Genomic DNA, 18,665 nt, shown 5'->3' with positions numbered 1-18,665 from the left:
GGGCCGGCGACATGCCATGGCTCCGTCTATTTCTCGTGCTTCAAGACCGATCGGAACTCTCATGAAATATCCGCTTCCTTCCCTGATCGCCGCAGCCGCCGGCGTGTGTTTTGCCAGCGTCGCCCCGAGCGCCTTTGCGCAATCGAACGTCACGCTGTACGGCGTGCTCGACGCGGCCGTGGTCATGCAGACCAACACCAGTCCGCAAGGCGGCAAGACCTTCAGCGTGCAGCAGGGCGGCGAGGGCTTTCTGTCGGGCAGCCGCTTCGGCCTGACCGGTAGTGAAGACTTGGGCGGCGGCATGAAGGCGCGCTTCGTGCTGGAAAACGGTCTCACGATCAACAACGGCAGCTTCGATCAGCAGGGGCAGTTGTTCGGCCGTCAGGCGTTCGTGGGACTGTCGGGCGCGTTTGGCGAAGTGGATATCGGCCGTCAGTACACGGGCGCTTTGCTCGCGGTGTCGGCGGTCGATCCTTTGTCGGTCGGCGCCCCGGCGACGAATTCGTGGCAGGTGTATCTCACTGGTCAGCGTTTTAACAATGCGTTGACGTACACCAAGTCGTTCGGCGCGATTGGGGTGAACTTGCAGTACGCACTGGGCGGCATCGCGGGTCAGGGTTCGGCACGCTCGTCGCTCTCGGGTGGATTGTCGTACGACGGTAATGGCTTGAAGTTGACCGGTCAGTTGCAGCAAACGCGCGATACGCAAAGCCGCACGGCCAAGCTGTGGGTGTTGGGTGCGAAGTACGCATTCGGCCCGGCCACGTTCTACGCCGACTACCTGCAAAGCCAACGTGATGCGGGCTTCGACGTGACGAACGGTGGTGTTGATTTCGCGTCGATCACGAACATGAGCACCCCGGCGACGGCCAGCTCGACGGCGTCGATCGGCTCGGTGTTCAGCGCAGCACGCCGCGATCAGTTCCTGACGCTGGGTGCGACGTACAACTTCAACCCGGTGCTTTCGTTCACGGGTGCGTGGATGTACAACAACACGTCGGCGAGCAACTTCGGCGGCACGCGTCAAACGGCTTACGCGATCCTCGACTATCGCCTGTCGAAGCGCACCGACGTTTATGTGGCCGGTGCTTACGATCACGTGAACGGCGACTGGTCCGGCTTGTTCGGCACGTCGACCACGTCATGGACTGGCGGCTCCGGCGTGCGTCTGAACGGGCACGACAATCAGGTGACTTACTACGCCGGACTGCGTCATAAGTTCTGATGCGTCTGTCGCGGCAACTAAAGTAGTGATGCGGTAGCTGTCGGCATGCGATGACCCGGGTCATTCGGGTCATCGGCAAATTCCGAAAAGCCTCGCGACGCCGTGCAACGACCTCTATTCCTCAGCGCAAGCTGACAGAATGCGAGGTCGTTTCTTTTTGCGAGCCCCGACCATGTTCATCCGATTTGCGCGGGGCCCCGAAGTCTACGCACTCATTGCCGCCGCATTGAATGGCACGATCGGCCCGCTCACTCGCGTCGGACTCGGCCACGGTTTGACGCCGACGAACATCGCGTTCTGGAAATGCTTTGGTGCCTTTGTTCTGATTGCGAGTTACTGCTGCACACGACGGACGTTGCGCGATCAAACGGTGCGACTGGCGAGCCGCTGGCCCGTTTTTGCACTGCTCGCGTTGCTGGGCATCTTCTGTCTCTACGCTTTCGAAACATGGGCGTTCGCTGAGGCATCGATTCCGCTGGTCTCTTTTCTGACCTACGCCGCGGGGGGTGTCACGATTGTGCTTTCGACGCTGGTTTTAAAGGAGCAGATCACACGGCGGAAGGTCGCTGCGTTCGGTTCCATCGTCACCGGCATTGCACTGATCTGCCTGTTCGAAGGCGGTGTGACGGGAAGTTATCTCGGTGTTGCGCTCGCCCTATGCGGCGGACTCGGTTACGCGTTGTTCATCTTTCTGTCGAAGTTATGGAACGTGGGGAGTGGACTCCCGCAGCTCACTTGGCTGTTTGGATTTGGTAGTCTCTATTTGTTGCTGCTCTCGTTGCATCAAGGGTTTTCAGTGCCGGTCGGTTGGGCGTGGGCGATCCTGTTGGCGTTAATTCTGCTGCCCACGATTGGCGGCTTCTATTTCACGACACTGGCGATTTCGCACGGCGAGGCAAGCAAGCTACAGATCATAGAGACCAGTGACCCGTTGTTCGCCACACTGTTCGCCTTCGCATGTTTCGGAGACATGCTCGGTGGCTTCGGTGCATTGGGTGCCGTCTGCATCGTCGCTGGGCTTTTGATGACGATTGTGCCGCGTCGTATCGGTGACCTCGTGACGAGCGATCAGGAATGACATGAGCGTAGTGGAAAACAAACGGGACGCCGAAGCGTCCCGTTTGTCTTTCTGCTCGGCGGAAGTCCTGCGGTTACTTCACCGCTTCCGCTTCCTCGACCTTGGCAGCCGATTGCGCCAGCACTGGCCTGAGGGCGATACCGGTATGGCTTGCCGCCACCTTCGCGAGCGCATCCGGTGATGTTGCCGCCACCACGGTGCCGCCGTCCTTGCCGCCTTCCGGTCCCATGTCGACGATCCAGTCGGCTTCGGCGATGACGTCGAGGTTGTGCTCGATCACCACAACGGTGTGTCCGCCATCCACCAAACGATGCAGCACCTTGATCAGGCGTGCCACGTCCGCCATGTGCAGACCCACGGTCGGCTCATCGAGCACGTACAGCGTATGCGGCGACTTCTGACCACGGCGCGTGATGTCGTCGCGCACCTTGGTCAACTCCGTCACCAGCTTGATACGCTGCGCCTCGCCACCCGACAACGTCGGCGACGGCTGCCCCAGCGTCAGGTAACCGAGCCCCACGTCCTTCATCAACTGCAACGGGTGCCCGATACTCGGCATCGACGCGAAGAACTCGACCGCTTCGTCCACTTCCATCGTCAGCACGTCGCCGATGCTCTTGCCACGCCACGTTACCGCCAACGTTTCGGCATTGAAGCGCTGGCCGTGACACACGTCGCACAACACCTTCACATCTGCAAGGAAGCTCATGCCGATCGTGCGTACGCCCTGCCCCTCGCACGCCGGACAGCGCCCGTCGCCCGTGTTGAACGAGAAGCGCGAGGCCGAGTAACCACGCGCACGTGCTTCCAGCGTGTCGGCAAACAACCGTCGAATCGTGTCCCAGAAGCCGATATACGTAGCCGGACACGAGCGCGGCGTCTTGCCGATCGGCGTCTGGTCGACTTCGAGCACGCGGTCGATCGTCTCCCAGCCTGTCACCGACTCGCAGCCGTGCCACGCATGCGTCACCGCACGACGCGGTTCCGCCGGCGCCTCCGACTTGGCGCGCGGCTTGCCGTCCGCCTTCACCGCATGCCGGACCGTGCCCTTGCGTGCCCGGCGCTCGGCCGGCGACGACAGCACCGAACGACCCACGGCGTCGAGCAGGTTCGTCATCAACACATCGCGGGCCAGTGTCGATTTACCCGAGCCCGAAACGCCCGTGATCGCCGTCAATCGCGAGAGCGGCAGCGATGCCGTGACGTTCTTCAGGTTATGTAGCGTTGCGCCATGCACCGTCAGCCAGTTCGGCGGCACCGCTTCCGTGCCCTTCTTCGGCGCAACGACTTCGCGACGCGGTTGCAGCGGGTGCTGCAACGGATGCGCGAGGAACTTGCCCGTCAGCGAATCGGGATGCGCCGCCAGATCGGCCACGCTGCCCTGCGCCACAAGCGTACCGCCACGTTTGCCCGCCCCCGGCCCGATATCGATGATGTGGTCGGCGCGACGAATCGTGTCCTCGTCGTGCTCGACCACCACCAGCGTGTTGCCTTGGTCGCCGAGCTTGCGCAGCGCGCCAAGCAGAATGCCGTTATCGCGCGGGTGCAAGCCGATGGTCGGCTCGTCCAGCACGTAGCAAACACCCTGCAAATTGCTGCCGAGTTGCGCCGCCAGACGAATACGCTGCGACTCGCCGCCCGAGAGGGTCGGTGCCGCACGGTCCAGCGTCAGGTAGCCCAGTCCCACTTCTTCCAGAAACTCGAGGCGGCCCTGAATTTCGCTGATCAGGTCGCGCGCAATGCTCGCATCGCGGCCATGCAGATGCAGCCCTTGCACCCAGTGGCGAACGTCGGTGACGGTCCACTGCGCTACGTCCGAAATCGCCTCTTCGTCGAAGGTCACGGCCCGCGCGACCGGATTCAGTCGCGCACCATGGCAGTCCGGACACGGCTGATCGCCCACGTCTTCCGGCTCTTGCTCCTCCGACGGCAGCGAATGCTCGCGCCCCCGGTTGTCCTGCCCCAGCACCGTGTCGTCGAATGCTTCGCGCTGCTCACGCGTGAGCGCGAGCCCCGTACCCACGCAGGTCGTGCACCAGCCATGCTTGCTGTTGAACGAGAACATGCGCGGATCGAGATCGGGATAGCTCGTGCCGCACACCGGGCAGGCCCGCTTGACCGAAAACACTTCGATCTTACCGACGCCCTCGCCGGGTTGTTCGCTGGTCATGGCATCGCCCAGACCGTCGAGCGGTGCCAGCAGATGCATGACGCCCTTGCCCAATTCGAGCGCCGCCGCGAGCAACGTACGCAGCAGACCTTCGTTCTCGGGCGTGACAACCACGTCACCGACCGGCAACTCGATGGTGTGCTCGCGGAAGCGATCGAGCTTCGGCCACGGATCCACTGGCAGGAACACGCCGTCGACGCGCAGATGCGAATGCCCGCGCGCTTTGGCCCACTTCGCCAGATCCGTGTAGATACCCTTGCGGCCCACCACCAGCGGTGCCAGCAAGCCGACGTGCTGACCGCGCCGGTCGCGCAGCAACTGCGCCACGATGGAATCGGGGCTCTGCGCCGTCACCGGTGCGCCGTCATGAATGCAATGCTGAATACCGAGCTTCACGTATAGCAGCCGCAGGAAGTGCCAGATCTCCGTGGTCGTCGCCACCGTACTCTTGCGACCGCCGCGCGACAGACGCTGCTCGATCGCCACCGTCGGCGGAATGCCGTAGACAGCATCGACTTCCGGACGCCCTGCCGGTTGCACGATGGAGCGCGCATACGCGTTCAGCGATTCCAGATACCGGCGCTGCCCCTCGTTGAACAGAATGTCGAACGCGAGCGTCGATTTGCCCGACCCCGACACGCCCGTGATCACGCTGAACTTGCCGCGCGGAATCTCCACGTCGAGCGACTTCAAATTGTGTTCGCGCGCGTTGATGATCCGAATGGCGTCGCCACCCGCCGGCTTGCGATGGGCGCGGGCGGCACGCAAGGCGGTTTGCAGCGGCATGCCGGCATCGTCCTTTGCGCTTGTCGCCACGGCCTGTGCGGGCGCCACGATATTGCGCTCGTAGTCCGCCAAGGCTTTGCCCGTATGCGAGCCGGGACATGCCACCACATCGGCCAGCGTACCGGCGCAAAGCACTTCGCCGCCGCCTTCACCGCCTTCCGGTCCCAGATCGATGATCCAGTCGGCAGCGCGCACCACGTCGAGGTTGTGCTCGATCACCAGCAGCGAATTGCCGCCGTCGAGCAACTTGCCGAACGCGCGCATCAGTTTGGCGATGTCGTCGAAGTGCAGGCCCGTCGTCGGTTCGTCGAAGATGAACAGGCGGCCGCGATGCGCCACCTTCTGGCCGCTTGCCGTCTTCTTTTGCGACGCTTCGGCCAGAAAACCCGCGAGCTTGAGACGCTGTGCTTCCCCGCCCGAGAGCGTCGGCACCGGCTGGCCCAGCTTCACGTATTCAAGCCCGACGTCCACGATCGGCTGCAACACGCGCAGCACGTCTCGATCCGACGAGAACAACTTCACCGCCTCGTTCACCGTGAGGTCGAGCACATCCGACACGCTCAACTCGCGCATGGCTTCACCCGGCACGGCGCGCTGAATCTTCACGTCGAGCACTTCGGCGCGATAGCGCTTGCCATCGCAGTCCGGACAGCGCAGATACACGTCGCTCAGGAACTGCATTTCCACGTGTTCGAAACCCGAGCCGCCGCAGGTCGGGCAGCGTCCGTTGCCCGAGTTGAAGCTGAACGTGCTGGCGTTGTAGCCACGTTGCAGCGCCACCGGCTCGGCCGCGAACAGCTTGCGAATTTCGTCGAACGCGCCGACGTAACTTGCCGGGTTCGAACGCGCCGTCTTGCCGATGGGCGACTGATCCACGAACACGACGCCGGACAGTTGCTCGGCACCCACCAATTCATCGTGGGCACCGGGCGCCTCGGTCGGATCACCGAAGTGACGCGCGAGCGCCGGGCTGAGCACGTCTTGCACGAGCGTGGACTTGCCGGAGCCCGACACGCCCGTCACGCAGACAAGCCGTTGTAACGGAATGTCCACGCTGATTTGTTTGAGGTTGTGTTCGCGAACGCCCGTGAGCGACAGACGCGGCGTGTCGGCATCGACCGGACGCGCCCGCCAGTTCGACGCGTTCGCCACATGCTTGCGCCCGCCGAGATAACTGCCGGTGAGGGTGTCGGCGTTACGCACTTCTTCGGGCGTACCGTCGAATACGATCTGACCGCCGCGCTCGCCGGGGCCGGGGCCCATGTCGATCACACGATCGGCCGCCAGCATGACGGCTGGGTCATGCTCGACCACCACCAGCGTATTGCCCGCGTCGCGCAGGCGATGCATGGCGGCAACGATACGGTCCATATCGCGCGGGTGCAGGCCGATACTCGGCTCATCAAGCACAAACAACGTGTTGACGAGCGAGGTGCCCAGCGCCGTCGTCAGGTTGATCCGCTGCACTTCACCACCGGAAAGCGTGCGGCTCTGGCGATCGAGTGTGAGATAGCCGATGCCGACGTCGCACAGGTATTTCAGGCGCGTGCCCACTTCCTCTTGCAGCAGCTTGAGCGCATCGTCGAGCAGGCTCGACGGCAGCGTCAGCGAGTCGAAGAACTGACGCACGCGCGAAATCGGCATGAGCATCAGGTCGTGCATGGTCAGGCCGGGCAGTGCTTCGAGTTGCGCGCGCGACCACGACACGCCGCGCGGCATGAAGCGTTGCGACGGCGGCAGCACGGCGTCGGCGTTCTCTTTCGACCCCAGACGCCACAGCAGACCTTCCGTCTTGAGACGCGCACCGCCGCAGGTATCGCAGGTGGTGTAACTGCGGTACTTCGAGAGCAGCACGCGAATGTGCATCTTGTACGCCTTCGACTCCAGATAGCCGAAGAAGCGGCGCACGCCATACCACTGCTTGTTCCACTCGCCGTTCCACGTCGGGTCGCCTTCGATCACCCATTCCTGATGCTCGGGCGAGAGCTTCGACCACGGCGTGTCGCGCGGAATGCCTGCTTTACCGGCGTATTCGAGCAGGTCTTGCTGAATCTCTTTCCATGCGGGCGTCTGAATCGTCTTGATCGCGCCGCCACGCAGTGTCTTGCGCTCGTCGGGAATCACCAGACCGAGGTCGACACCGATCACGCGCCCGAAGCCCCGGCATGCCTCGCAGGCGCCGTAGGCCGAGTTGAACGAGAACAGTGCCGGCTGCGGATCGGCGTAATGCAGATCGCTGTCGGGGCAATGCAGGTCCTGTGAATACCGCCAGATGTCCGGCTCGCCTTCTTCCGCGAGCACGTAGACGTTCACACGGCCACGTCCGCGCTTGAGCGAGGACTCGATGGCTTCCATCGCGCGCGCCTTCTCGGTGTTCTGCAAGCGGAAACGGTCGGCCACCACGTCGAGCACCTTGCGCGTGCCGGTGGCGCTCACAACTTCGCGCTCGGCCTGCACACGGGTGTAACCCGAGGCGGAGAGCCACTGCGTGACCTCGTCGGGCGTGACACTGCCCGGCAGTTCCACCGGGAACGTGACGACCAGCCGCGGGTCGCCCTGCGCCGTGCGCGTCATCAGTTCCGCGTAGATGGTCTCGGGGGTGTCGTGGCGCACGGGTTGCGCCGTCTCGCGATCGAACAGCGCCGCCGCACGGGCGAACAGCAGTTTCAGGTGATCGTTGAGCTCGGTCATCGTGCCGACCGTCGAGCGCGAACTGCGCACGGGGTTGGTCTGATCGATGGCGATGGCGGGCGGCACGCCTTCCACATGGTCGACCTGCGGACGGTCCATGCGGTCGAGAAACTGGCGCGCGTAAGCACTGAAGGTCTCGACGTAGCGACGCTGGCCTTCGGCAAACAGCGTGTCGAAGACCAGACTCGACTTGCCGGAGCCGGACGGACCGGTCACGACCGTCATCTCGCCGGTCTGGAGATCGACGTCGAGATTCTTGAGATTGTGCTGACGGGCGCCACGAATGCGAATGGCGTGATTGGCCGACGATGCAGGCGACGGCGTGGTCGCCGGGTTTGTCGACAGGTCGGGTTTCGAGGACGAATTATCCAATTGATCAGGGCCGCTTGGTTGACGTCTGAAAGTGCGCATGCGCGCCTCGGGGGAACTACTGTATCAGGCCGATACGACAGGCGCTGACAGCATCCACGCTCCGTTCGGCATGGGGCAATTGTACTGTATATTTGTACAGCACCTCACCCATACCCCCATTGCCGATAGTCCTAATTTTCGGAAGGTCGACGCTACCGTGCCCCCGCATTTATTTCCCATCCGTCGCCGCCCCATGCGTGACATGATATGATGCGAATGATTATCATTAACCAACAAAACTGTTGAATCAGTGACGGCAGCGCAAGCCCGCGACCGAGCCAAGATCATGATGCGTGACGACACCGGGGGCCGTTCAGACCACGCACGCGCCGAAGCGTCCGGCGTGGCCGCGCTCTATCACAATCACCATGGCTGGTTGCGTAACTGGTTGCAACGCAAGCTCGGCAACCACGGCGACGCGGCCGACCTCGCGCACGACACCTTCGTGCGGCTGCTCAGTAAAGACGCCCCCGTCTGCCCGCGCGAACCGCGCGCGTTCCTGACCGTCGTCGCGCAAGGGCTCGTCGCCAACCTGCACCGCCATCGCAAGATCGAAGCCGCGTATCTCGACACGCTCGCCGCCCAGCCGGAAGCCGTCGCGCCCGATCCGGAAACGCGCGCCATCCTGCTCCAGACCCTCATCGACATCGACCGCCGCCTCGACGGCCTGCCGCCTGTCGTTCGCCGCGTGTTTCTGATGTCGCAACTCGATGGCCTCGCGCAACGCGATATTGCCGAAGCCGTCGGCATTTCGATTGCCACCGTGCAACGCCATATCGTCAAGGCGCTGCATGCCTGCTGCTTCGGAACCCACCGCCCATGAACGCCCACTCGCACACCATCGGCGACCCGTTGCCGGAATCGGTCACGCTGGCCGCCACCGAGTGGTTCGTCCGTCTGCAAGCGAACGAAATGACCACGGGCGGCATGGGGGGCGTAGAGACGGCTGCGCAGACCCGCGCCCGCGCCGCCGATCAGGCCGCGTGGCAGCGCTGGCACGACGCGCACCCGCAGCACGCGCAGGCATGGCAGCGGCTGGTCGACTTCGGCAGCCAGTTGCGCACGATTCCCCCCGTGGTCGCCCGCGGCACGCTGCTGCGGATGGCGACGCGCAAGGCCGCGACCAGCCAGTCGCGCCGCCGCGTGCTCGGCCTCTTTGCACTGGCGACGGTCGCCGGTGCCGCATGGACCGCACGCGACAGCGCGACGGTGCAATCGCTACGCGCCGACCTGAGCACCGGTATCGGCGAGCGCCGCACCGTGCAACTGGACGACGGCACCGCGCTCGCGCTCAACACCGATTCCGCAGTCGACGTGCGTTATACGCAAGACACCCGCCGCCTGCGCCTGCTTCGCGGCGAGATTGCCGTGACCACCGGTGCCGATGCCGACCACGGCCACCGGCCGTTCTTCGTCGATACGGCACACGGCCGCCTGCAGGCGCTCGGCACGCACTTTCTCGTGCGTCAGCAGAACGACACTGCCTCGGTCATCGTGCTCGAAGGCGCCGTGCGCGTAACGCCGTCGGGCGCCGCCGGTGATGCCATCGTGCTCACCGCCGGTCAGGGGGCAACCTTCGACGCTACGGCCATCCGCTCGCGCTTTGACGACACCAGCGCCGCCAATGCCGCCGCGGCATGGACGCAAGGCATGCTCGTCGTGCACGCCATGCCGCTCGGCGACTTCCTCGCCGAATTGAGCCGCTATCGGCGCGGTCATCTCGGCTGCGCGCCCGAAGTGGCCAACCTACTGGTTTCGGGGATCTATCCGGTCGACGACACCGACCGCGTGCTCGACATGCTCGCCCGCGCACTACCGCTCGAAGTCGAGCGCTATACGCGCTGGTGGGTACGCGTGCGGCCGGGCACGCAAACTGGTGAGTCGCCGGGGCGTATCCGCACGATCCGGACCTTCGGCGGGGACCGTACGCACACCTGAACCGCGCGGCGGGTCGTTCGCCGTCACTTCATCGGGACGATACGCACCGCCCGCCAAAAACTTTTTTGCCGTCGGATGAGGGGTTTTCGAATCTCGCGGGGCATAGGAAGGAATGCCCATTTCGATGTTCGATGCTCCATAGAAAGGAATCCGCCGTCATGTCTTCTCACGTCAGCCCCACGCCGCCGCGTGCCGCTCGTGCTTCCGTTGCTCCCGTTGCGTCAGTTGCTTGCGTTGCAACCGCCCGCCGCGCCGTCTCACTGGCCGCCTTCGCCGTCTTTGCCCTGAGCGCACAGGCCCACGCCGCCGACGCTACCCCGCAGGCAGGCACCACCACGGCAACAGCCGCCCGCCCGGCACAGTCGCTGCACATTCCCGCCGGCTCGCTGCAACAAGGGCTTGTCGCCTTCGCCCAGCAAACCGGGCTGATGATCTCGTACGACGCCGCCCAGATCGCCGAGAAACGCACGGCCGGCGTCTCCGGCAACTACACGCCGACGCTCGCGCTGGCGATCCTGATTGAAGGCACCGGCCTACAAGCCACCGGCCAGCCCAACGGCGGCTACATCGTGGCGCCCGGCGCCAACGGCGGTGCACCGGCAACAGGGGCAGCCGTGGCGCTGCCCGCGACCGACGTGAACGCCCGCGCAGATCGCGACGTCGCGCGTGGCCCGGTGGTCGGCTACGTGGCGCAGCGCAGCGATACCGCGACGAAAACCGACACGTCGATCATGCAGACGTCGCAGTCGATCAGCGTGATTCCGCGCGACCAGCTCAACGATCAGGCCGTGCAAACGGTCAGCGACGCGCTCAAGTACTCCGCCGGTGTGAACGCCGATCCGTACGGCAGCGACACGCGCGCCGACTGGTTCTACATCCGTGGCTTCAACGCCGACGCGTATTGGGACGGCCTGCGCATTCCGCAGATCGCCAACCGCCCGGGCAGCTACGCCGCCATTCGCGTCGACCCGTACACGCTGGAGCGCGTGGAAGTGCTGCGCGGCCCCAGCTCGATCCTCTACGGCGCGGGCAATCTGGGCGGTCTGGTCAACCTGGTGAGCAAGGTGCCGAGTGCCGAGCCGTATCGTGAGATCGGCGTCGATTACGGCACGTTCGACCGCCGCCAGTTGCGCGTCGACGTGACCGGCCCGGTCAATGACGACGGCACACTGCTCTATCGCATCACCGGTCTGGGCCGTCTGGCCGACACGCAGACCAACAACGTGACCGACGACCGCATCATGATTCAGCCGTCGATCACGTGGCGCCCGAATGCGCAGACGAGCCTCACGTGGTTCTTCAATTACTTGCAGGACAACATGGGTTCGTCGGTCAGCTATGGCCCGGCCATCGGCATGGTGACGCCGTCGAGCTGGGGACGCATCGACCGTGAACTGCTCACCGGCGACCCCGCGTTCGACCGTTATCGCAAAACGCAGGTCGCTACAGGCTTCCGCTTCGAGCACCGCTTCAACGACGCGCTGCAACTGCGCTCCAGCGTGCGCTTCACGCACATGGACCTCGACTACAAGTCGATCTACGGCACCGCGCTGCTCGCGGACCAACGCACATTGCAACGCACCGCCTATCAGGCCGAGCCGATCCTGAACGGCTGGCAGATGGACAACAACGTGCAGTACGACACCAAGACCGGCCCGGTCGCGCACAAGGTGGTCGCCGGCACGGACTTTCAGTCGCAACGTTTTCTGAATCGCGTGTGGACCGGGTCGGCGCCGTCGCTCGACCTCTACGCACCGGTGTACGGCGTGAAGGGCGTGCTGCCGGCTAACCCGACCACCAGCACCGACCAGACGCAAACGCAGCTCGGCCTGTATTTGCAGGACCAGATGCGTTGGGACCGCTGGTATCTGACGCTGGGCGGGCGCGAAGACTTCACGTGGTCGACGACCGACAACAACATCGCCAAGACCACGGTGAAGCAAACGCCGAACAAGTTCACGTGGCGCGCCGGTCTGCTGTACGAGTCGAGCTTCGGTGTGTCGCCGTACTTCAGCTACTCGACGTCGTTCCTGCCCACGCTGTCGACCAACCTTGCGGGCGATCCGCTCAAGCCGACCACCGGCCAGCAGTACGAGATCGGCATCAAGTACCAGCCGACGAACACCAACGCGCTCTTCACGGCGTCGCTGTTCAACCTCACGCAACAGAACGTGTCGACGGCCGACCCGGCTAATACGCGCAACACGATTCAGACCGGGGAAGTGCGCTCGCGCGGTGTCGAACTCGAAGGCAAGGTGAGCCTGACGAACAAGCTCAACGTCGTGGCCAGCTACACGTATCAGGACGTGGAAGTCACGCGCAGCAACAACGCCGATCTGGGCAAGCGTCCGTATGGGGTGCCGCGCAACATGGCGTCGTTCTGGGCCGACTACAACTTCGGCAATATCGGCGACGTGAAGCTCGGCGCCGGGGCCGGTGTGCGCTATCTGGGCCAGACGGCAGGCGATACCGCCAACTCGTTCTCGGTGCCGGGCGTGACGCTCTTCGACGCTTCGCTGCACGCCGATATCGGCTGGCGCTGGCGCCTGCAACTTAACGCGACCAACCTGTTCGACCGCACCTACGTGGCGGGCTGCAACACCACCGTGCAGTGCTACTACGGCACGGGCCGCACGGTGATCGGTAGCGTGACGGCGCGCTGGTAAGTACACCTGCAAGCCACGAGTAAGCCATTGAAGCACCCACGCGGCGACGCGCGCTACAGCGTGTCGCCGCGGCCGAAGAAGGAGCAATGGAAGCGATGGAGTAGCATGGCGTCATTCGGGCTTTCCATCGTCTCCCATGGGTGCAAACCTGCCGGCGCCGCGCGCCAACGTGCTCGCTTCGATCACTCGCGTTTCCGTTGCGCTCGTGAGCGCCGTTGCCCTGCTCACGGCCTGTGCGGGGCCATCGCCAAAGGGTAAGATCACCGCCGCGACCGCAACCTCGTCCACATCAACAACAGCAGCAACGACCGCGCAGCCCCGCTTCAACGTCAGCCGCTTCCCCATCGAACACTACGATCAGGACGTCGATCACTGGATCCGTCCCGATGCCCCCGGCTACGATCAGCCACTCATCTCCTCCGCCGAGCAAGCACGCCGCTTCGAAGCATTCCGCGCGCGCTACTTCGGCACTGCCGCAGGCGATGCGTCGCCGTGGAACGGCACTTGGCTCTCGACGTCACTGCTCAATGCCGCAGGCGCCAGCCAGATTGCCGACTCGCAGGCACGGCGCGTCCGCCGCTTCGACAACAGCGCCGCCGGTGTGCGCAAGACCTACGGCGAGAACTTCCAACCGCACTCACAGGCGTGGATTCGTGCGATCGAGTCGAACATGGCGCTCGCGCAACTCGACGCGGACCATGCCGACTGGCGTTACGACCCGCGCCGTCGCGGCATCACGGTCGATAACGCACTGGTGCGGCAACTGCCGACGTCCGACCCCGCGTTCTACGATTTCCGTCAGGCAGGTGAGGGCTATCCGTTCGACGCGCTGCAAGACTCCGCGTTGCGTCCGGGCACGCCCGTGTACACGCTTGCGCGCAGCGCGGATGGTGCATGGCTGCTGGTGTATTCGCCGGATCTGATCGGCTGGGTGGATGCCCGCACCGTAGCGTCGGTGGACGAGCGGTTTGTCGCGACTTGGCGCGCGGTGGCGCAGCGCGGACTCGGTGCCATCGTGCATGCCGACGCAACGCTCGCCGACACCGTGCCCGGCACGCTCAAGACGATCTATCGCACGACTGCGCCCATCGGGACGGTGCTGCCGATGACACGCGCACAAGACGGCAGGCAAATCGTGATGTTCCCCGTCGCCGATACCCAGCGAGCCGCCGTGATCCGCACGATGCCGCTCGATGCGTCGACGGTCGTACCCATGCCGTGGACGCTGACACCGCGTCACATGGCACAAGTCATGAAGCAGATGATCGGGCGGCCGTATGGATGGGGAAACACGCTGTTCTACAACGACTGTTCGGCGGAGACGCGCAGCCTCTTTGCGCCGTTCGGCATCTGGCTGCCGCGACATTCCTCCGACCAGTTGCGCGCGGGTCAACGCACCGATCTTCGACAGGCCGACATCGATACACGTTTGCGCACGCTCGCCGAGCGTGGCCGGCCGCTCATGACGTTGATCCACATCGACGGCCACATCATGCTGTATCTCGGTAACACGCAGATCGACGGGCAAACCGTGCCCATGACGTATCAGAACGTGTGGGGGTTGTCGCCCGCCGATAACAGCCGGCGCAACGTCATCGGTGGCTCGGTGATTCTGCCGCTGCTGAAGTCGTATCCCGAAGACCCCGAAGCGCGCTCGCTGGCGGGCAAGCGGCTATTCGAAATCAGCGTGATCGGCGACGGTAATGCCGATGCCAGCGGCGACGCGGCGCACGCGAAGAGTGCCGACACGCCGGAGGAAATGCCGCAGTAAGAATGAAACGTCAGGATTGCGTCAAAGCCACGGAAGGAAGCGCTCTGTGCTCATATCCGACGTGATGAACCACTGTCGCCGCGCGGGATCGTAGCTCGCACCGAGCCCTCGAATTTCCGCGTGATCGCGCGGATCGTAGTGCTTTAGGTAGATACGAATGATGTTGTCTGCGGACGCCAGTTGGCGATTCCGGTCCAGCGCAATATCCGCCCGCAGTGTCGATTTTTCCAAATCCAGATCACCGATGAACCGGCTTTGAAGCACGGCATCGGCAGATGAGGTCACCAGCACCAGCTTGTTGCGCGCGCGCGTCGCAGCCACGTAGAACAGATTGGCTTCCTGATCGTGCGCAAGGTGCGGGTTCGGGAATTCGTTGCGATCCATGTACGGCAGAATCACGCAGTCGAATTCGCGTCCCTTCACGTTGGAAACCGTGTCGATGATCACGCGTTCGACTCGCCGTCCGGTCGTCGCGGAAGTGACGGTCGTCAGCCACGTATCGAAGAACCCCGCGAGCGTATCCGGTTTTCCTGCCATGGCGCTTTCAAAGGCATCGAGCGACCGGGACACCATTTCCGCGTCATACGGTTTCGCGTAAACGCGACGCGCAATGGCCCCGAAATCGATCCTTGCGCGAATCAGCTTGAACGCATCGACGGCGCTCAATCCCTGCACGATCCCGCGAATTTCCAGCACCAGTGCGCCGACTTTGGTCACCGGACGCTCCGGCACATCGCCCACTAGCCACGTCTTCAGGAATTCCTCGAACAACTCCGGATTCTGCGCCAGCAGCGCCTGCATCTCCCGCACGCGTCCGGGTTCGATTTGCACGTTTCCGAACAGCGCCAACGTCGCAGCAATCGCGACACGGTCCGATGATTCCAGTCTGCCGAAGGCGCCAAGCGCGTAAGCAAACACGCCGCGAACGAAACGGATCTCTTCGCGATGATGGAAGTTGCGCGCGGCCGGCGCCCGATAGCGGATATTGCGTCGCCACAGCACTTCTTCGATCAACGCCGACTGATGCCAGTCGCGCAGCAAAATGGCGCATGCGTCGGCACTTCCCGCCTGCGCAGCCCACTCGGCCACTTCGTCCGCCACCGCGTTGGCGACGCCCAGCGCGCTGCCGTCACTTTCCACCAATTTGATCGGCGTGTGCGTGCGGACGTACGACTCGATCGTCTTTTGCTTGAACGCAGCGACCGGGTAGGCAATGTGCGGGCCGTGACGGAACGTCTGACTCAGCGGATAGAGTTCGGTCGACGTGAAGTCGTTGCGGAATCGGTCGCCCATGTAGGTGTCGCTCGCACCCAACGTCGCGTGGATGACCTGATCCTTGTCGCCGACGCCGAGAAAACGGCACTGGTTGGCCAGCAGCACGCGACACAGCACCCGATACGCCGCCTCGTTGAAGTCGTGTTGCTCGTCGCAGACGACCAGACTGTATGGCCCCAGATACGCATCGGCGATGGCGTCCATGCCGATCGCCTTCGCCAGATCGTAGGTCGCGTCGTATGGGTCGCGAAAGCGCGGTTCGTCGTCGCGTCCCCGTCGGATCCGTTCGTATTCGATCGCGATGATGAACTGCGCACGCGTCACACCCAGCGCGTCGAGCATGCCGTCCAGATTCTCGTCGTAGATATCGTCGAACAGGGCACCGGACGCTTTCAGGCGGCGCATGGCGTCGATGGCGAGCGCGACGTTGACGTGATTCGGCTCGAAGGTCCCTTCCGGAAACGCTTCGACGGTCTCGTCGGGCACGTTGTCCATGGCCTCTTCGATCCACGGCGCCAGATCCCGATCGAGTTCGAACTGCGTGGCGCGCGAGTTATCGCCCGGCAGGCGGGAGAGTACATGCCGGCTGAATTTGTCGAACGTGAACACGTGCACTTGCTCGGCGGCGCGCACGTGAATGCCCGCCTGCGCCAGCCGGCGATTCAGCACCGACGCGGCCGTGTCGGTAAACGTGAGCGCCAGAATGTTACCCGGTGACGTGCCCCGTGCGACCGCCTCGCCAATGCGCGCCACCAGCACCGACGTTTTCCCCGCACCGGCGTTGGCCTGCACAAGGCAAACGCGTTCCTTGGCTAACTGAATCGCCACTTGCTCGGCTGTCGGTGCCGGACCATTCGGCACGAAGCGCGGCGCGCGCGAGGTATCAACGAAATCTTCCATCAAGCCTGATCAATTCTGCGGTGTGAGTGAGTGCGACGAAGACGACAGGAACCGCTGCACACCGAACGGGCGCGGGTCCAGCAACGGGGTCTCGCCCGTGATCATTTCGGCCACGAGACGACCGGTGACCGGTCCAAGCGTGAAACCGTGGTGCGCGTGGCCGAACGCAAACCACAGGTCCCGATGCGCGGGCGCAGGGCCGATGATCGGCATCATGTCCGGCGTACACGGACGACGGCCCATCCACGGCGCATCGTCGACGCGCTCCGCCAGCGGGAACGTCTCGCGTGCCAGCGGCTCGACGGCCGCGAGTTGCACCGGCGTCGGCGGCGTATCGCGAAGGCCGAGTTCGACCCCCGTCGTCAGGCGGATGCCACGCGTCATCGGTGCGATCAGGAAGCCGTACTCGGCGTCCAGCACCGGTTGATTCAACTGCGCGCCATCTTGCGCGCGATAGTGCATGTGATAGCCGCGTTTCACCGCCAGCGGCAACCGGTAACCGAGCGATGCGCTCAGGGTATCGGACCACGGTCCGAGTGCGATGACTGCACGGCGGCCTTCCACCTCGCCCTCGGACGTTTGCACCGTCCACTGCGGCTTGAGCGTCGTCGCGTCGCCTGTCAGCACCCGGCCACCGAGCGATTCGAAGTAGCGCGCGTACGCCGCCACCAGACCGCCCGGATCACGCACCGAATTCGACGCCGTGTAACGCAGTCCGCCGACGAGTGCATGCGTGAGCGAAGGCTCCTCCGCACGCAGTCGCTCCACGCCGAGGACTTCGTGCGGTACGCCGTATTCCTGTTCCCATTGCTCCGCATCGCGCCGTGCCGCGTCCATCGCCGCGACCGTTCGAAACACCTTCACCCAGCCGCCTTCGCGCAGCAAGTCGCTCGCGCCCGACGCCGCGATGAGATCACGGTGTTCCGTCAGACAGTGGGCAATCAACTGGCTGTAGTGCTGCGCAATCTGCGCATGTCGTGCCGGTGCCGAGTTGTGCCAGTAACGCGCGAGAAAAGGCGCCATGGCGGGCATGGCCGACGGGTGATAGCGCACGTCCGTCGAGCGATTGCGTGCGTAGCGCAACAACGTGCCGACATCGCGTGGAAACGCGTACGGATAGACGCCTTCGCGCTGAATCAGCCCGGCATTGCCGAACGACGTCTCGTTGCCGGGCGGTTTGCGATCGATCAAGGCCACCGACAACCCGCGTCGTTGCAAGTGCACGGCGACCGACACACCGACCATTCCTGCACCGAGGACAAGCGCGTCGAACGTCATAGGGAAGGGGGGAGAAAAAGGAAGGAGAGGGGGAAAGGGGATAAGCAACGTGGCCCACCGAAGTGAGCCACGTGAATGAAACTTACGCCAGCGCGGTGACGGCGATTTCGACTTCGAGACCGGCACGCATCAGCGGCGACTGCACGCAAGCGCGCGTCGGGGCGTGGCCTTCAGGCACCCAAGCGTCCCACACGGCGTTGAATTCGGCGAAGTGCTTGGCGTCCGACAGCCAGATGTTGGCGGTGAGCAGGCGGGTCTTGTCGACACCGGCCGAGGCCAGCAGCTTATCGATGCGCGTGAGAATTTCCGTCGTTTGCTGCGTCACCGAAACGTTTGCCGTATCCGGCACTTGGCCCGCCAGATACACCACGTTGTTGGCGATCACCACCTGGCTCATGCGGGCGTTGGTTTGCAGACGTTTGATTTCGTTCGACATTGAGGCACCGTAAAAGAAAAAGGGCCGGACGTCGGCCCTG

The 18,665-nt window shown here is 64.0% G+C and carries 10 protein-coding genes; 6 read left to right on the top strand and 4 right to left on the bottom strand.

All coding sequences use genetic code 11. The features are described from left to right. Window positions 1–61: 61 nt before the first annotated feature. The gene (locus tag PIN31009_RS00800; protein ID WP_150788995.1) at window positions 62–1,225 is read left to right on the top strand and encodes a porin; all 1,164 of its coding nucleotides are present in this window, start codon (window positions 62–64) and stop codon (window positions 1,223–1,225) included. A 172-nt stretch (window positions 1,226–1,397) separates the two neighbouring features. Then, window positions 1,398–2,303, top strand: coding sequence for a DMT family transporter (locus PIN31009_RS00795; protein ID WP_150788994.1), 906 nt, complete (start codon window positions 1,398–1,400; stop codon window positions 2,301–2,303). A 73-nt stretch (window positions 2,304–2,376) separates the two neighbouring features. On the opposite strand, the gene uvrA is transcribed toward PIN31009_RS00795, so the two are convergent. Further along, the gene (gene uvrA / locus PIN31009_RS00790; protein WP_150789597.1) at window positions 2,377–8,295 is read right to left on the bottom strand and encodes an excinuclease ABC subunit UvrA; all 5,919 of its coding nucleotides are present in this window, start codon (window positions 8,293–8,295) and stop codon (window positions 2,377–2,379) included. A 352-nt stretch (window positions 8,296–8,647) separates the two neighbouring features. Between uvrA and PIN31009_RS00785 the strand changes: the two genes are divergently transcribed. From PIN31009_RS00785 to PIN31009_RS00770, 4 genes are all read left to right on the top strand, one after another. Then, window positions 8,648–9,184, top strand: coding sequence for a sigma-70 family RNA polymerase sigma factor (locus PIN31009_RS00785; RefSeq protein WP_246185464.1), 537 nt, complete (start codon window positions 8,648–8,650; stop codon window positions 9,182–9,184). Next, window positions 9,181–10,299, top strand: a complete 1,119-nt coding sequence (locus PIN31009_RS00780) for a FecR domain-containing protein (protein ID WP_150788993.1) — start codon at window positions 9,181–9,183, stop codon at window positions 10,297–10,299. The genes PIN31009_RS00785 and PIN31009_RS00780 overlap by 4 nt, the downstream gene beginning before the upstream one ends. Before the next feature lie 158 nt (window positions 10,300–10,457). After that, window positions 10,458–12,965, top strand: coding sequence for a TonB-dependent siderophore receptor (locus PIN31009_RS00775; RefSeq protein ID WP_174996858.1), 2,508 nt, complete (start codon window positions 10,458–10,460; stop codon window positions 12,963–12,965). Between the two features lie 136 nt (window positions 12,966–13,101). After that, on the top strand, window positions 13,102–14,736 hold the full coding sequence (locus PIN31009_RS00770) for an SH3 domain-containing C40 family peptidase (protein ID WP_150788991.1): 1,635 nt from the start codon (window positions 13,102–13,104) through the stop codon (window positions 14,734–14,736). 21 nt (window positions 14,737–14,757) lie between these two features. Here the strand turns inward: PIN31009_RS00770 and PIN31009_RS00765 are convergent, their stop codons facing one another. From PIN31009_RS00765 to PIN31009_RS00755, 3 genes are all read right to left on the bottom strand, one after another. Then, on the bottom strand, window positions 14,758–16,911 hold the full coding sequence (locus tag PIN31009_RS00765; RefSeq protein ID WP_150788990.1) for a UvrD-helicase domain-containing protein: 2,154 nt from the start codon (window positions 16,909–16,911) through the stop codon (window positions 14,758–14,760). A 9-nt stretch (window positions 16,912–16,920) separates the two neighbouring features. Then, window positions 16,921–18,189 carry an NAD(P)/FAD-dependent oxidoreductase gene (locus PIN31009_RS00760; protein ID WP_150788989.1) on the bottom strand — a complete coding sequence of 423 codons (1,269 nt, stop codon included), beginning with the start codon at window positions 18,187–18,189 and terminating at the stop codon, window positions 16,921–16,923. Between the two features lie 82 nt (window positions 18,190–18,271). Further along, entirely contained in the window at window positions 18,272–18,625 is a 354-nt protein-coding gene (locus tag PIN31009_RS00755; protein ID WP_058376695.1) for a RidA family protein, read from the bottom strand. Window positions 18,626–18,665 lie beyond the last annotated feature (40 nt).

Origin of the sequence: Pandoraea iniqua, from assembly GCF_902459685.1 — a bacterium.
Lineage (GTDB): Bacteria > Pseudomonadota > Gammaproteobacteria > Burkholderiales > Burkholderiaceae > Pandoraea > Pandoraea iniqua.
The sequence above is the reverse complement of the archived record's forward strand: the minus strand, read 5'-3'. Positions and strand labels throughout refer to the sequence as shown.

Coding starts and splice junctions, on each gene's coding strand:
- PIN31009_RS00755 (WP_058376695.1), bottom strand. CDS start 18,625: ATGTCGAACGAAATCAAACGTCTGCAAACCAACGCCCGCATGAGCCAG.
- PIN31009_RS00800 (WP_150788995.1), top strand. CDS start 62: ATGAAATATCCGCTTCCTTCCCTGATCGCCGCAGCCGCCGGCGTGTGT.
- PIN31009_RS00760 (WP_150788989.1), bottom strand. CDS start 18,189: ATGACGTTCGACGCGCTTGTCCTCGGTGCAGGAATGGTCGGTGTGTCG.
- PIN31009_RS00795 (WP_150788994.1), top strand. CDS start 1,398: ATGTTCATCCGATTTGCGCGGGGCCCCGAAGTCTACGCACTCATTGCC.
- PIN31009_RS00780 (WP_150788993.1), top strand. CDS start 9,181: ATGAACGCCCACTCGCACACCATCGGCGACCCGTTGCCGGAATCGGTC.
- PIN31009_RS00770 (WP_150788991.1), top strand. CDS start 13,102: ATGGGTGCAAACCTGCCGGCGCCGCGCGCCAACGTGCTCGCTTCGATC.
- PIN31009_RS00765 (WP_150788990.1), bottom strand. CDS start 16,911: ATGGAAGATTTCGTTGATACCTCGCGCGCGCCGCGCTTCGTGCCGAAT.
- PIN31009_RS00785 (WP_246185464.1), top strand. CDS start 8,648: ATGATGCGTGACGACACCGGGGGCCGTTCAGACCACGCACGCGCCGAA.
- PIN31009_RS00775 (WP_174996858.1), top strand. CDS start 10,458: ATGTCTTCTCACGTCAGCCCCACGCCGCCGCGTGCCGCTCGTGCTTCC.